The following is a 14,443-nucleotide window of genomic DNA, read 5'->3' on the forward strand; positions in this document are numbered from 1 at the left end:
ACGACCTATCCCATGACCAAGCCATGCCCTCAACCCTTGTCCTGAACGCTGATTTAGACGTCTGCCCAGCCCTTGGGACGTGGATCATCAACAACACCCAACTGCTATCTGGGTTTTCACTCTTGATCGCAGAAGACGTGCTGCAGGAGCTTGCGAAGCGCTATCCCTTGCAGGGCCTCTCGATCGTTCAGGCTCGGGCGATTCGCCAAGGCGGAGATATTGCGATGGCCGCCACGATCCTCAACGGTGAGATCAGTGGTCTCATTCACTTTCCCTCTCCACCTGAACGTCATGCCAGGGATGTGCTGTCTGAGCCGTTGGTTCGTGCAGCACTGCTCCAAGACCTACCGATCGCCCTGAACCCAGCCACGGCATCGGCGTTGATGCAGGGCGTGAAAAGAAGCCGCAGGGGGTATCTGATTTTTAATCCCGTCTCCGGTCAAGGAGATCCTGAAGCGGAGCTGGCCGAAATTCGCTCTTATCTTGAACCGCAGTTCATGCTGCAGATTTGGAAGACGCGACCCGATCGAGACCCCGCCGAACAAGCCAAAGACTTGATCAAGGAGATCAATGCCTTTGATGCTGAAGGGGAGGGAGATTCGATCATCATTGCCTCGGGCGGCGATGGCACGGTTGGTGCCGTTGCTAGTGCCCTTCAAAACAGCAATATTCCCCTTGGCATCATTCCCCGTGGCACCGCCAATGCCTTTTCGGTTGCGCTGGGAATTCCTACAGGATTGAAGGCCGCTTGCACCAATTTGCTCCTTGGCAACCTGCGTCGGGTTGATGTTGCTCTGTGCAACAACCGACCGATGATTTTGTTGGCTGGCCTCGGCTTTGAGGCAGGAATGGTGGATAAAGCGAGCCGTGAATTAAAGAACATTCTCGGACCCATGGCCTACATTTTTTCAGGTGCCCGGCAGCTGGTGGATCAGCAACCTTTCCACGCCACGATGCAGATTGATGGAAAGGACTACAGGCTTGATGCCAGCGCGATCACGATGGCCAATGCCGCTCCGGCCACATCCGTGATGGCCCAGGGTTTTGGAGAGGTGATTCCGGACGATGGATTGCTCGAGGTGATTGTCGCTTCTCCGAAGGACCGCATCAGTGGGCTTTCTGTGCTCTCAAGTCTTGCTTGGTCAGCGATCATGAGCAGTAGCGCCAATCACAACAACAACATTGCTTGTTTTCGAACCAAAGAACTACAAATTGAACTGGATGATGTTCAGAAATTGGTGATCGATGGTGAGGTTCTCGATGCGAAAAGTATTACTTTGAGTGTGAATCCTGGAGCCCTGCAGGTGGTTGCTCCAATCCCCTTGAAATCTTGAACTTCGCCAGTGATCCCAGCATCCAGCGGAAGATCAGCAAGATGGCCGCGCGCGTGCGCTGGAAGCATCCAGAGCTGATTCGCCAAGGGATTGATCAGACCCGACTCGTGATTGACCAGGGGAATGACAACCCTGGGAGCGACGATGCCTTTCACTTTTTGGTTCTTGGCGATAGTGGCACTGGTCGTCATCGCTTCCAGAGTCCTCCCCGTCGGATTGCTGAACGACTGCTACCCCATAAAGCGGATGCAGCATTTCTGCTGCACACCGGAGATGTGGTTTATCTGGTTGGCGCTTTAGATCAGTACCGCGCCAACTTTCTAAGGCCCTACCGGGAATGGCTTTATCACGGCAACGCTTGGAAAAGCATGAGCCCTGAAGGCTTGGTCTTTAATCAACCATTTCTGCCAGTTCCTGGTAATCACGACTACTACGACCTTTCATGGCCTGTCGCCTTGCTCGCGGGGCTGACCCTTCCGTTGCGCCGCTATTTGCAATGGTTTGATGATGTCGACGCCGGCTGGCGGGGTTCAAAGCAGGGTGAGGCCTATGCACGCGTGTTTTTGGATGTTCTGAATCAAATCCCCCCAGCCCGGCTTCAAGACCATCTCGAGTTGCATTACGACGCTGTTTGGGATGGACAGCGATGTTTGCGATACCGGCCTGGTGTGAACACGCGTCTCCCCAATCGTTATTTTCGTTTCCGACAGGCTGGTGTTGATGTGTTCGCGATCGATTCGAACACCCTGATGTCGTTCGAAAAACCAACGAACAATCTTTGCAACCTGCGGAGAGATTTGCGCAGTCTTGAAGAACGTCGTACCACTCTTTACAAAACATTGGCGAGTAGTAACCTCGATGAAACCCACCGAGATGATCTGTTTGATGCGTTGGAAACGCTCCAGGAGGAATGCTTCGATCTTCAACGTCAAATTAAGCAACTCAATCAGATCAATCAAGCAGCGCTAGTTGATCATGAGCAACTGGAATGGCTCAAGGAGGGGTTAATCACATCCCATCGCGATCCAGCGGTGAGGGGCAGGATTTTGACGATGCATCACCCGACCTATGTCACCGAGAAAACAAAATGCAACCAGGCCGATACGCATGCGATTCGCAGGCAATTGCGCGCTGTTTTCGATGCTGTTGTGAGAGCCCTCGGGGAGGAGCTCGGATCGGCCAAACCCGTTGATCTTGTGCTCAGTGGGCACGCCCATTGCCTAGAGGTGCTTCGCACCCATGACACGGGACATGCAGACAGCACTATCAACTGGGTGATTTGCGGCGGCAGCGGCTATGGATTGCGAGCTCAGCGACGGGAAGGTGCTGAGATTACGGAACAAACAGTGGACGGAAAGACCAGGGTGGTGGCAACGAGCGAGCTGTTTATTGGGCGAAACTCGACTGATGCAAGGGGACGCGATGGCTACAGCGGTTTGCGTGTTGACGTTGCAGAGGGGCGCCCCCTCACCATCCGTTTAACGCCTTTGGTGTCGTGCCGAGATGGCAAGAGTTGGCTGGATGCAGATCCTGATCCGATCAGCTTGAGGTCGTGAACTCTTGATTGAACGAATCACTGATTGCGTTGAACCATCCTGAGCTGGTGGCTGATCCATCCAGGGCCCAATAGGCCAAGAACGATGATGCTGTTCCTAGGAAACAACCGCTGCAGAGTCCAATCCCAGACCACCAGAGCAAAGGTTGATGCAAGCGATTTTGCAGTCTGCTTAGCAAAATTAACAAAAGGCAGCTTATGATTAAGCCTGCAAATAATGATGCGATAAGTGTGACACTATAACCGATCACAGCGGACATAAATAAAGCGCTCAAGTCGGATCCTCTATGAGGCTTTAACTTGAGCGGGGCTTTATTAATTGGATCGTTTTGCATGGTTGTGATTTCGTTGTTTTGACGCATTAAGCCTGTGATGTGGTTTTTTTGCGCCATTTCATGAACGGTACAGATCCGATTGCTGTGATCACGACGTAGCCCACGACAGCAGCCTTAATGTCCATCGCGCCGGGAGCCATCTGTTGAACGATCAATAACGCTAGGCCTGGATTGCGCATGGAAAGAACCAGCGGAATAGTGCTGCGCTCAACACTATCCTCGCCCGCAATCGCAAACCCTAGAGCGAGTGCGATCCAGGTGAGGATCAGCATTAATAAGGCACCTTTGAGGTTGCCGATCAGCATCGGCGCTGCTTGTGGTAAAGCCACAATCAGGATTAAGACCAAGAGGGCTAATAACAGCGCAGTTGCTATTTTTTGAATCAGTGAATTCCAGCGTTCCGCCCACTCACTTCGCCATCGTCGGAGTGATACTCCCACCAGGAGTGGAATCAACTGCACGGTCAAGATCTGGAAGGCAACGTCTTGACTTGGGATATTCCACATGGTTTCACCTGCTTGGCTTGGCAGCTGACTGACCCAAAGCGGGACGCTGATGATGGCTGCGCAAGCTGTCCAAAATTGCAGCCTTGTTGCTAATTCAGGGTTCTCCGCTAGTTTTCTGCTCTTCAAGGCAATCATGGGAGCGCTTGGGCAGATTGCCATCAGCATGACTGCCATTTTGATCGCAGGCGAAAGACCATCTCCCAGAGGACATTGCAATAGCAGAAGTGCTGCGATTGGCATGGCAACGCAGGTGGCAAGCAACACGCGAATGATCAAAGCAGGCCTGCGCTTGAGAAGCCCGAATTGCAGGCTGGGCAGGTTGAGGCCCAGTGACACCATGATGAAAAAGAGGACCAGTGAAATCAGGAGTGACATCGGAATAGGGGAAGATGTTTTGGAAAAGGGGGAATGGTGACTGGCTCAGATCAATCCGGAAAGCAGCAATGAGAATGCCAATAGTCCGATCACCAGAACAGCTGTTGCTGTGGCAATTGAAAGAGAAGGCTCGTCTCGGTAGAGGTAGGGGTCGCTGCGTAGCCGAATGAGTTCACGTTTGTGTTGGCGCATGGCAATCAGCAATGTGAAGATCCCGACTCCGATGAATCCCATCGACATCAGTTGCACGCCAATGTCTTGACTTGCGTTTCCGTTGCCTCCTGCATCCCGGATCGCACTGATGATCTTGTCCAGCCCGAATCCGAAACTGATCAGTGCGAGGGCCGTGCGGATCCAAGCCAGGGTGGTGCGCTCTGCGGCAGCTCGGTTGCGTGTTTTGGCCAATTCCGTGCTGGTATTGGTCATCTCTGCTGACATTATTTACCTCTATTGCAAGATTAGAAACCATTTCCAATTCGGGCCTTAATCAATGATCCCGTTTGTGCCGAATTCTGCATGTTGCTGCAAATGGTTTGTTTATTTTCATGTTTCGAGATCACAATTGTTTGAGACCTTGCGTGGATGACGGATGGAATGGGTTGAGCATCTTCTGACACACACTGCGGAGGGATTGCGCTTGTTGCTTGAGATCCTTTCGGTGCTATCGGTTGCCGTTGGCTTGGTTGCAGTTTTTAGCCCTGCTGGTCCACTCCGTTTACGAGCGATTCCACCTCGACTCTTGCAACGAGGGCCGTTAACTTCCGCTCGTTTGACATTTGGCGGATGGATTGCCTTGGCTCTTGAATTTCAGCTTGGTGCTGATGTGGTGCAGACCACCATTAGCCGTGAAGCTTCTGCTTTGATTCAGCTTGGAGCAGTAGCGTTGGTGCGTACATTCCTGAATTACTTTCTGAGTTTGGAACTCAAAGAAAAAGAGCAGACCTCTTAAAGAGATCTGCTCAAAGACATGCTGCATTTGTGTTGGCTTGGTTTCTCTATTCGAGATACTCCACGTGCATGGTGTGAATCGTTCCGTTGAATTTAAATGGTGCCCGCTCGTGGTAATCCAGGGAAACTGGAGACCCGAGCGCTTGACCAACATCCAGGCAGTCATTAGCAGTGAACAGCAGCGCTGCCACTCTTGGCACAATGCCTTCCATCAGTTGTGTGCCATTGAGGGACACCTTGATCGAGAGCGATCCCCTTGGATTGTCGTCGGTGTGTTCGGTGACCACCTCCAGCTTGTGTCTGCCAGCGGGTAGTGGCTGATCAGAGCGCAGCTTGGTGCGTTCAATGATGAATAGGTTGTACTCGTAGGTGAGGATCCCTTGATCCATGAACAGGGTGAGACCACCTGAATTGGCACCAAGTTTGTAAAGCACGCCACTGGCATTCTCTGGAATGTCCATGTCGATCGTGACTTTGTTGTTTAGGCAACCAAGACGTGGAGCACAGGTCTCAGGAATGCGGGTAATGGTGCCAGGCAACTCCCAGGATGTTGCTTCCGGGGCCACCTTCAGTTCGGGGTGGAAGATGATGGTCCAGAGACCACCACCAATCGGCATGTTTTTGTATTTCGCCGATTCCACCAGGAACAGATTCTTGAGCATCTGCAGTTTTTCTGGATGCTCATTGGCAACATTCTTGCTCTGACTGAAATCCTCGTCGAGGTTGTAGAGCTCCCAGACGTCGGTGTCTGGTGACCAGGTGAGGATGTCGGGGTCGACGCCCTTCACCCAAGGCAGGCGTGGCCCCACGGCTCCAGCCATCCAGCCATTGTGGTAGATGGATCGAGAGCCCATGATGTCGAAGAATTGGGTTTTGAGTGCACCCGGTGCATCCGGCGCATTGAAGGCATAGGCAAAGCTGGTGCCGTGAATCGGGTCTTGTTCAACGCCATTCACCACCTTGGGTGGAGTGATTCCTACCAGCTCGTAGATCGTTGGCACGAGATCGTTGCAGTGGTGGAACTGCGACCGAGGTTTGGGATCTGGCTTGATGCCCTTTGGCCACTTGATCGCCATCGGATTGCGAGTGCCACCGAGGTAGGAGGCCATCAGCTTCATGCCTTGATAAGGCGTACTGCCAGCCCAGGCCCAGCCTGCGTTATACATGTTGTCCACCAGCGGGGAGCCAAGCGCATCCAGCCCGCCTAAATCGTCGAGCACTTTGATGTGCTCATCGATCTCTGTGGCAATGGAGTTTTGAGCGAGCAGCTCAGAGATCGTGCCGTCCTGGCCCTCGCCCGATGAGCCGTTATCGCCCCAGATGTAAACAACCAGGGTGTTTTCTTCGTACCCGAGCCGTTCAATTTCAGAGACAATGCGGCCAACCTGATGATCCGTGTGTTCGGCAAAGCCTGCCAGCACTTCCATCAAACGCGACTGAAAGGGCTTCTGGTGCTCGGGAATGGAATCCCAGGCTGCCATCCTGGGATGGCGTGGTGTGAGTTGGGCGTTCTCTGGAATCCAGCCTTTGGCTTTGGCGTTCTTGAAGGCACGCTCGCGGTAGGCGTCCCAGCCCTCATCAAACTTGCCTTTGTACTTATCAGCCCATTCTTTGTTCACGTGGTGAGGGCCATGCAGGGCTCCTGAAGCCCAGTACATGTAGAAGGGCTTGTCAGGACTCAGGGCTTTGTGGGTTTGAAGCCAGTTGATGGCGTCATCGGCGAGGTCTTCACTGATGTGATAACCCTCCGCTGGCGTTTTCGGTGGCAACACCACTGTGGTGTTGCGCACCAGATGCGGCTCGTATTGAGAGGCCTCTCCTGCCAGGAATCCGTAGAAATATTCGAATCCCAGCCCCGTTGGCCAGTTCTCAAAGGGACCTGCAGCCGTGGTTTGGTTGGTGGGTGTGTTGTGCCACTTGCCCCATGCACCGGTTGAGTAGCCGTAATTTCGTAGTACGTCGGCCTGGAGTGCACAACTTTCTGGAATCCGTCCTGAATAACCGTCCCAGTCGTTCGCGAATTCACAGATTTGGCCATTGCCCACGAAGGTGTGGTTGCGACCGCTGAGCAGTGATGAGCGTGTTGGCGAACACATTGCTGTGGTGTGGAAGCGATTGAAGCCCACGCCACCGTCTTTTACGTTCTGCAAGGTGGGCGTATGGATATCGCCGCCAAGACACTCCGGCAGTGCCGGACCTGCATCATCAATCAGCACCACAAGAATATTGGGTGCATCGTCTGGCAGCCTTTGGGGTTCGGGAAGCGGACTGTATGTCGACTCCTGCATCGTCGTTCCGGCTTTGCTGCCCGACGGCTTGGCAGGGAACGGCAGGATTGAACCGTCGACGTGTGGATTGTTGCCCATGGATGAGAAACCAGTCGTGCGTTAGCTGACCATTACTTGCTAACTGCAGGTTCAGTCTTTGACTCGGCTCGGGAACTCAAATTTGCACGGATGGGATCTTTGGCAACGATCAGCGATTCGTTGACTTCAGCCAGGTCTCGCTTGGAGTTTCTGCAAACAGCTTTTGGTAGGCCTTGGCGAAATGTCCGCGGCTCTGGAACCCATAATGCTGGGCAACTTGGCTGATCGTTTTAAACCTTTCGTCTTCCCGTGCTTCCGTTGATCGCAAGATCCAATTCACTTGCTCGAGGCGTATATGTTTCATCATTTCCATCGGCCCCATTCCGAATGCTTCTTTTGCGCCTTGGATCAGGGTTCGCCTTGATGCAAACAGCGATTCGCTGATTTGATCAAGATTGCTTCCAACATGAGCGTTTTCGAAGGCCAAATTTACAAATTCTTTGATGAGGATCTGTCGGGGAGATGGTGCGTGGGGTATGTAAGAAATATTGGGCTTATCACTTATAGACTTTACAAATTCTGCGTAGAGATGATTTGTTATTTGCCGGTTTTTTTCTGATGTTAACGCTGGTTTAACGAGAAGCCTCTGACATGTTTTTCGAAAATGTGCATGCATCCTAGGGGTGATCTGCAATGCATTGCTGGCTTCGAGTTGTTCAATTAGATCTTCTCGTTCGCAGTAAGAAATGAAAGCATTGAAACGGCTGATAGAGAGAATGATGAGATAAGTGGTTGTATTCGCTGTGAGTTGGAAATGAGATTCTTTCTGCCCTTGGCGAAACCCATTGAGGGAATAGGGCGCAATCGGTTTGTTGTACATCAGGTGTTCATCGGCCAGTCCTGTGGCTTCAAAACAAAAACTCATGCAATCGGCTCCTCTATCTCCATTCAGGAGTAGGCGCTGATTGGTGCGGATTTCTAGCAGGACCATACTGCCTAGGCCTGTCAGGCTGAACTGTCCATGCAGTGCACCTCGGCTGACCTGAACCACGTCAAAGGATTTTCCGATCAGCATGAACAGCTGCTTCAGTTCGCTCGCAGAGTGAAATCCAGTTGTTATGTGCTGATCAATCTGATCACCATTTGATAGTTGTGAGAAGGTTCCAAGATGAGGTGAGCTGATGATGCTGGCAGCCACGATCGTTACTTAGACCTCCTCATTGTAAGCGAGTTTTTCTGCATCAATGATTTTGATGCATCGAGGGAATGTGCGTCTTGAAGGGGTAGGGATTCGTCTTTCTCAACTTCATTTTCGCTTACATCGTATGGATCATGTTTGCTTTCGAAAGTGTTTGCTTTGGTGATTCGCCAAAGTGATTTTGATAGGAAGCTGAAAAATGTCCTCGGCTTGAGAAGCCAAAATGACTTGCAATTTCTCCTACCTTATTTAGCTTTAGTTCCCTGCGTAGCTCTTTGGATCTGAGGAAATGGTTCACTTCCTCGAGGCGGATTAAGCGAAGCAGCTCCATTGGTCCCATTTGAAAGTTTTCTTTGCAACCTTGTATGAGAGTGCGCCTTGAGCTAAAGAGAATGTTGCTGACATCATCAAGCTTGAGCGGGTTTGTGCTGTTATCGAATCCCCAACTGATCAATTTGCAAACCAGTTGTTGGCGTGGTGCTAGTTCGAATGCCTTGAAGGATTGATTGTTTCTGCTTGAAAGCGCTTCCAGCATCAGCGCGAAGATCTCTCCTGTATGCAGTGAACGCAATTCTGGGTTGTTAGATGGGTTGTTTAAATGCCATAAAAGATTGTTTGCAATTGCAGAATAATGTGCTGGATTTAGCTGTAATGAATTGCTGGTATAGAGACTATCCCGTAATTCAAACGCTCCGCAGCATTCAAGAAATCTACAGAATTTTTTGGCTGAGGTGATGGCGATAACAGTTGTTGAGCTTGCTGTTAATTGGAAATGGCTTTCGTTGAGATCTAGTTTGAATCCATGTAGGGAATGGGCTTCAATGGATTGGCAGTAAACTTTGTGATCAGAATGGTTCCCACTCGTTTCTAAACTAAACGTTATGCAATCTTGTCCGCGTTCGCCGTTGAGTAAGAGCAGCTGATTGGTTTCAATACTAAAAATGCTGAGATCATTGAGGTGAACAACAGAGAAGTGGCCTTGAAGTTGACCGGTAGACAGCTGTAAAACATCAAATTGTTTGCCAAGCCTTAAGAGCACAGCGGCTAATTCGCTGGCGGAGTTAAATTTGGTACTCCAGCTAATGCTTTGCGATGAGCCGGGAGGGACAGAATATTGGCTGGTTATTGCGCTTGGCGTCTGCAACATGCTTGGCTCCTCACGCAATGGTGTGCAAATTATGCATAGTTTTTGCTAAAAATGGCAATAAGACTCCCTAAGTACTTTGTTGGGGACCATTGCGGTTTTGAAATGAGCCTTCATTCTGTCCCTGCGGGCTGCGGGTTTCTAGATTTGTTATGTCTGTGTCTCGCCTTTTCGATGTGCTGGTCGCTGGGGGATGCATTCGCCCCACCACGCTGCTTGCTGGGTTAAGGCATGGATCCGTGTCCCCAAGGCGTTTTCCCGTTGCGTTGTTGCTTACGGCCAGCGGCTTGGCGGTCGAGCCGTTTGCCTGGCTGCAAGCCCTGATCTATGGGCGCAGGATTCAGGCTTGCGCCTGCCCTGATAACCCAGTGGTGGTGATTGGTCACTGGCGCAGCGGCACCACCTATCTGCACCAGCTGTTGGCGGCTGATCCAGCTGCAGCCACCGCTCGCAACCACTTCACGATTGCGCCGCAGGCTGCCTTGGTGCTGAAACCGCTGCTCAAGCCCCTGTTGAAGTGGGGGATGACACAGCATCGCCCCATCGATGCTGTGCCCTGGGGAGCAGAGGATCCCCAGGAAGACGAGGTGGGGTTGGCCCGGCTCACCATGGACACCAACATGGCGGGCATTGCTTTTCCTCAGCACTACCCAACGCATTTCCGCCGCGCTGTGCTCAACAGCACGCCCGAGTTTGAGCAGACGTTGCTTCATTTCACTCGCCTTACCTGGTTGCATGAGGGAGCTGGTAAAAACCACCTGGTGATCAAAAATTCTGCGCATACCGCACGGGTTGCTTTGCTACTGCGTCTGTTTCCGCGGGCCCGGTTTGTCTATCTGTACCGGTGGCCGATCGATTCGATTCGTTCGCTTGCGCAGGTCAAGCAGCGGTTAGCTCAATTGGTAGGCCTGCAAGAGCCTCCATCCGGCATCCAGCAGGTGGAGGAAACAGCGGCGGCCCATGACCAATTGCAAGAGGCCTTTGCCCGCTCGCGGCATTTGATCCCAAAGGGGCAGCTGGTGGAGATCGCTTACGACGACTTGGTGCAGTCACCGCTGAATACGCTGCAGCGGATTTACAGCGCTCTTGAAATTGGAGGCTGGGACTTTGCGCGCGAGGCGATTGCGGCTCGCATTGCCAAGGGCAGGGCCTATCAAGCCGAACCTGTTGTCTTAGATCCGGAGGCTGAGCAACGCCTGCAGGAGTTGCTCAGCTGAGCCGGAAGTGTCTCTATGGCGGACCGGTTACTGACCGAAGGCCACCTGACAGGCTGCATTGAGCAATTGGGCCTCATTGGCATTGAGCGGTGCTCCGCCGTTGAGGGTGCCATCGCGGCAGTTGGCGTTGAAGCGCAGCGTGTCGTAACCGTTGTCGGCTTCAAAGCTCACCACATCCCCCGTGGCCGTCACGCTGGGGTAATACAGCGTGTAATCGGAGTTGGGAACGGCGATGTAGCTCACTTGGCTGGACTGAGCTGAATTCACCAGGCTGTTGATGGTGCCAAAGGTGGCCATCCCCGCGAGTCCCCAGGCGGCTGCTTGACCCGGGTACCAACCCCAGTTGTTGTAGTAAGACCCGCCATACCAGCCGTTGTTCCAGGGGCGATTGTTCGACCAGTTCGATCCGCTGTACCAACCGTTGCCGTAGCGATCCCAGTTGTTCACGGCATCGCGGCGGGTCTCGGAACGATTGTTCACCCGATCATTGCGGCCGCTCTGGCGTTGATCCGTGCGGCTCGTGCGTCCCTGCTGACGGGAATCAACGTTGTTGCTGCGCGAGTTTTGGCGTGTTCCCCGGTTGTCGGTGCGGCTGGTTTGACGCGTATCACGGGTGCCGCTGCGCGCGCTTTGCCGATTGCTGCTCGTGCTGCTGCGCGTGCTCTGGCGGCTACCGCTGTAGGAACTGAAACCGGTGCGGCCACTGCTGGAGCGACTGCTGGAGCGGGAACCACTGCTGCGTGAACTGCTGCGTGAACCACCACTTCTGGAGCCGCCACCACTTCTGGAGCCGCCGCCACCTCTGGAACCACCGCCTCTCGATCCACCGCCGCGTTGGCTGATCAGCAGCTCTTCTGTGGCAGACGTTTTCGTGGCAGACGTTGCTGGAGGCTCAACGCTGAGACCACGATTGGGCGCAAAGGCGGAGAGGGCTGCTGCCGGTTGCAGCATCAGCAAAACGCCGATCGCTCCTGCTAAGCCTGTCTTTCTGGCTTTGCTTGTCATTTTTGAATGGCCTCCATGAGGCGATCGCAGCCGTTGTCAAAGCAAGACACATCCACACGGCCGTTGCTTGCAAAGGCCAAACCGATGCGGGTGCGGCCTTGAATGGCATGACCGCCTTGGGTCAGCACATCGGCCAGAAAGGTGGGATTGTTCACGCAAAAGGCCTTGCTGTTGAAGCAAAGCTCCTCTGTTTTGAAATTGATCGAGGCGTTTTTGACCGAGGTCCAAGGCGCGCTGTTGCTCGCCCGCCCTTCGATGCGGACGTAGGGATCTTCAATCACGCGGTAACTCACCGTGCGTGAGCCAAAGCGATGGTGATATTCCGTGGTGTCATCCACATCAATGGCCTTCACCTGGCATGAAAAGTTGGGGGAGGTTGGGGTGCTGCAGGTGGTGTCGAGCACGTAAAGCTCCTCGGCAAATACCGCTGGAGCACCAAGGCCGCTGCAGAGCGCCAGCAGAGCTGTCAGCACCTTGCTTCGTTTGGAAACAAGCATGAAAAGGGTGAGTGCGCAGAGGGATATGACCTCCATCCCTTCAAGATGGCCACAGCGAGAGCGGTGTGGTGAAAATGTGCACCAATGGGATCAAGGAGCGTCGTCAACGCCTCCACGACATCCTGTTGGCCCTCCTGGCCCAACAGGGTGATTTAGAGCTGATGGATGTGGACAATCCCTCCGGATTGGTGGGTGGGGGCAGCCGCGATGCACCAGTGAATGCTGCCCGCTGGCTGGAGCGCAATCGCCGGGTGTTGCAGCGCTATCAAGCGCTGGTGCGTACGGCGGTCACGCTCGATGCCCTCCTTGATGCGGAAGATGGCATCGCTCAGGAACCCTCTTGATGCAGCAGTTGTTGCTCGCGGCCAATGATCAACAGCAGCAAGCTGATCGCAAACAGCAGCCCCGTGAGCACTGCTACAGCCAACATCGTTCCGGCTAGCCCCTGGGTGTAGGCCTCCCGCAGCAGGTGCAGCAGTTGATGAGACGCGGAACCATCAAGGGAGATCGGGCTATTGCGTAAAAACAAACGAATCTGTTCGTCGACTTGAGGCAGATGCTCCAAGCCAAGGCCTGCGGCTTGCATGCGGCTGTGCAGATCATGGAAGCCGAAGCCGCTGATCATGGTTCCGCTGGCGGCGAGCCCAAAAGCAAAGCCCAGCTGGCCGCTGGTGGTACGAAAGGCCAGCACCGATCCAAAGCAATCCTTTGGGGCTTCCTGGACAAATAAGGCGGATTGGGGCACTGCCACAAAGGCCAGGCCGAGGCCGGCCAGCATCAAGGCTGGCAGCAGCTGCCAATAGGGCGTTTGCACCTGCACGATGGCGAACAGGGCTAGGCCGAGCACCAGCGCCACACTGCCGCCCGCCATTAAGACCAAGGTGCGCCGGCCTGGGCCCATCCAGCGCCCGGCATAGATCCCGGCCACACCAAAGCAGATCAGGAAGGGCAGCTGAGCCATGGCCACCGCACTGGTGCTGTAGCCCTGGACCAGTTGCCAGAAGTTGCTGGTTTGCAGCTGCACCACGGCTTGGGCCACATTCCAGCCGATCCCGTTGATCACCGCGGCGGCAAAGAAACCGCGCAGGTAGAGCCGGGGCGGAAACATCGGTTTTCGGCTGCGTCGCTCCAGGAAGATGTGCAGCACGAACAAGAGCAGTCCACTGCTGGCCGGCAGCCAGAAGCTGGGGCTGCGCAGCCCTAGGGCTGCGTGGTTGATGCCAAATAGGAACAGCACCATCGCAAGTGCGATGCTCCCAAGGCCAGGGAGGTCGGGCTTGAGGGAGCGATTGCCTGGAATCGTTGGCAGCAATGCGGGTAAGAGCAGCAGGCTGGCGCTGCAAATCATTGGCACCAACAAAAAAGACAGGCGCCAATGGATCGTGGCCATCCAGCCACCAAGCAGGGAGCCGCTGATGAAGCCCACCACGATCAGCAGGTTCCAGAGGCCGAGGGCGGCGCTCACGCCAGCGGTTGGCGTCACGAAGCGCACGCTGGCAAAGGTGCTGGTGAGCACTGAGCCGAGGGCGATGCCGGTGAGGGCACGGCCGAGTAGGAACAGCCCTGCCTCGCCCGCCAGCATTGAAAGAAGATTCCCCACCACCGCGAGCAGCAGGGAGGCCGCCAGCACCCTTCGCCGGCCAAAACGGTCGCCGAAAAAGCCCATCGCCAGCACCGATGCGGCTTGGGCCAGGGTCGACACGCTGGCGCCGAGGGCCAAGACAGCGCCATGCATCTGCAGGGCATCGCTGGCTTTCACCAAGGCGATATTGGCCACGCTGGGGTCGATCAGCTGCAGGCTGGCGAGGATGCCCAGATAGGGGATGCAAGCCAGTGATTGCAATTCCCTTAAACTTCCTACTCTCACTGGGTTTTCACGCGTTCTTCATCAGGTCTTGGTCAACGGCCAAAGGGGCTGGCTATTGCTGCCGATGACCCTTTGACGGATGCAGGGGTGAAGGGTTCAGGCGTCTTGCTCCTAGCAAGGCCCTGGCTCTTCTGGCCAGCTCTGGCAATCTGGGTC

General features: G+C 54.2%; 12 protein-coding genes and 1 pseudogene. 5 read left to right on the top strand and 8 right to left on the bottom strand.

Annotated features, from left to right (window positions below):
* The first annotated feature begins 23 nt into the window (after positions 1–23).
* The gene (locus tag SynROS8604_RS04755) at positions 24–1,334 is read left to right on the top strand and encodes a diacylglycerol kinase family protein (protein WP_186545333.1); all 1,311 of its coding nucleotides are present in this window, start codon (positions 24–26) and stop codon (positions 1,332–1,334) included.
* The gene (locus tag SynROS8604_RS04760; protein ID WP_255445189.1) at positions 1,331–2,890 is read left to right on the top strand and encodes a metallophosphoesterase; all 1,560 of its coding nucleotides are present in this window, start codon (positions 1,331–1,333) and stop codon (positions 2,888–2,890) included. Before SynROS8604_RS04755 ends, SynROS8604_RS04760 begins: the two co-directional genes overlap by 4 nt.
* A 360-nt stretch (positions 2,891–3,250) precedes the next feature.
* Here the strand turns inward: SynROS8604_RS04760 and SynROS8604_RS04765 are convergent.
* Positions 3,251–4,138 (bottom strand): annotated as a pseudogene (locus SynROS8604_RS04765) (bile acid:sodium symporter family protein); the annotation flags it as partial.
* Between the two features lie 12 nt (positions 4,139–4,150).
* Positions 4,151–4,543, bottom strand: coding sequence for a YidH family protein (locus SynROS8604_RS04770; RefSeq protein WP_255445190.1), 393 nt, complete (start codon positions 4,541–4,543; stop codon positions 4,151–4,153).
* A 151-nt stretch (positions 4,544–4,694) separates the two neighbouring features.
* Here SynROS8604_RS04770 and SynROS8604_RS04775 point away from each other — a divergent pair, with 151 nt between their 5' ends.
* A complete protein-coding gene (locus tag SynROS8604_RS04775; protein WP_186545335.1) occupies positions 4,695–5,054 on the top strand; it encodes a DUF1622 domain-containing protein in 360 nt (119 codons plus the stop codon).
* 46 nt (positions 5,055–5,100) lie between these two features.
* Here the strand turns inward: SynROS8604_RS04775 and SynROS8604_RS04780 are convergent, their stop codons facing one another.
* From SynROS8604_RS04780 to SynROS8604_RS04790, 3 genes are all read right to left on the bottom strand, one after another.
* The gene (locus tag SynROS8604_RS04780) at positions 5,101–7,419 is read right to left on the bottom strand and encodes an arylsulfatase (RefSeq protein WP_186545336.1); all 2,319 of its coding nucleotides are present in this window, start codon (positions 7,417–7,419) and stop codon (positions 5,101–5,103) included.
* 109 nt (positions 7,420–7,528) lie between these two features.
* A complete protein-coding gene (locus SynROS8604_RS04785; RefSeq protein WP_186545337.1) occupies positions 7,529–8,557 on the bottom strand; it encodes a helix-turn-helix transcriptional regulator in 1,029 nt (342 codons plus the stop codon).
* A gap of 118 nt (positions 8,558–8,675) precedes the next feature.
* A complete protein-coding gene (locus SynROS8604_RS04790; RefSeq protein ID WP_186545338.1) occupies positions 8,676–9,704 on the bottom strand; it encodes an AraC family transcriptional regulator in 1,029 nt (342 codons plus the stop codon).
* A 149-nt stretch (positions 9,705–9,853) separates the two neighbouring features.
* On the opposite strand from SynROS8604_RS04790, the gene SynROS8604_RS04795 reads away from it, so the two are divergent.
* Positions 9,854–10,918 (top strand): sulfotransferase, encoded by a 1,065-nt coding sequence (locus SynROS8604_RS04795; protein ID WP_186545339.1) that lies wholly within the window; start codon positions 9,854–9,856, stop codon positions 10,916–10,918.
* A gap of 27 nt (positions 10,919–10,945) precedes the next feature.
* Here the strand turns inward: SynROS8604_RS04795 and SynROS8604_RS04800 are convergent, their stop codons facing one another.
* A complete protein-coding gene (locus tag SynROS8604_RS04800; RefSeq protein ID WP_186545340.1) occupies positions 10,946–11,923 on the bottom strand; it encodes a hypothetical protein in 978 nt (325 codons plus the stop codon).
* Positions 11,920–12,420 (bottom strand): hypothetical protein, encoded by a 501-nt coding sequence (locus tag SynROS8604_RS04805; protein WP_186545811.1) that lies wholly within the window; start codon positions 12,418–12,420, stop codon positions 11,920–11,922. The genes SynROS8604_RS04800 and SynROS8604_RS04805 overlap by 4 nt, the downstream gene beginning before the upstream one ends.
* A 74-nt stretch (positions 12,421–12,494) precedes the next feature.
* Here SynROS8604_RS04805 and SynROS8604_RS04810 point away from each other — a divergent pair, with 74 nt between their 5' ends.
* The gene (locus SynROS8604_RS04810) at positions 12,495–12,764 is read left to right on the top strand and encodes a hypothetical protein (RefSeq protein ID WP_186545810.1); all 270 of its coding nucleotides are present in this window, start codon (positions 12,495–12,497) and stop codon (positions 12,762–12,764) included.
* On the opposite strand, the gene SynROS8604_RS04815 is transcribed toward SynROS8604_RS04810, so the two are convergent.
* The gene (locus SynROS8604_RS04815; protein WP_255445191.1) at positions 12,749–14,263 is read right to left on the bottom strand and encodes an MFS transporter; all 1,515 of its coding nucleotides are present in this window, start codon (positions 14,261–14,263) and stop codon (positions 12,749–12,751) included. The genes SynROS8604_RS04810 and SynROS8604_RS04815 overlap by 16 nt on opposite strands.
* Positions 14,264–14,443 lie beyond the last annotated feature (180 nt).

Source organism: Synechococcus sp. ROS8604, from assembly GCF_014279655.1.
In the GTDB taxonomy this organism is placed as follows: Bacteria; Cyanobacteriota; Cyanobacteriia; order PCC-6307; family Cyanobiaceae; genus Synechococcus_C.

Bases quoted from the DNA above. Each gene is read 5' to 3' on its own strand.
- SynROS8604_RS04805 (WP_186545811.1), bottom strand. From the start codon at position 12,420: ATGCTTGTTTCCAAACGAAGCAAGGTGCTGACAGCTCTGCTGGCGCTC.
- SynROS8604_RS04790 (WP_186545338.1), bottom strand. From the start codon at position 9,704: ATGTTGCAGACGCCAAGCGCAATAACCAGCCAATATTCTGTCCCTCCC.
- SynROS8604_RS04800 (WP_186545340.1), bottom strand. From the start codon at position 11,923: ATGACAAGCAAAGCCAGAAAGACAGGCTTAGCAGGAGCGATCGGCGTT.
- SynROS8604_RS04755 (WP_186545333.1), top strand. From the start codon at position 24: ATGCCCTCAACCCTTGTCCTGAACGCTGATTTAGACGTCTGCCCAGCC.
- SynROS8604_RS04775 (WP_186545335.1), top strand. From the start codon at position 4,695: ATGGAATGGGTTGAGCATCTTCTGACACACACTGCGGAGGGATTGCGC.
- SynROS8604_RS04780 (WP_186545336.1), bottom strand. From the start codon at position 7,419: ATGGGCAACAATCCACACGTCGACGGTTCAATCCTGCCGTTCCCTGCC.
- SynROS8604_RS04795 (WP_186545339.1), top strand. From the start codon at position 9,854: ATGTCTGTGTCTCGCCTTTTCGATGTGCTGGTCGCTGGGGGATGCATT.
- SynROS8604_RS04770 (WP_255445190.1), bottom strand. From the start codon at position 4,543: ATGTCAGCAGAGATGACCAATACCAGCACGGAATTGGCCAAAACACGC.
- SynROS8604_RS04810 (WP_186545810.1), top strand. From the start codon at position 12,495: ATGTGCACCAATGGGATCAAGGAGCGTCGTCAACGCCTCCACGACATC.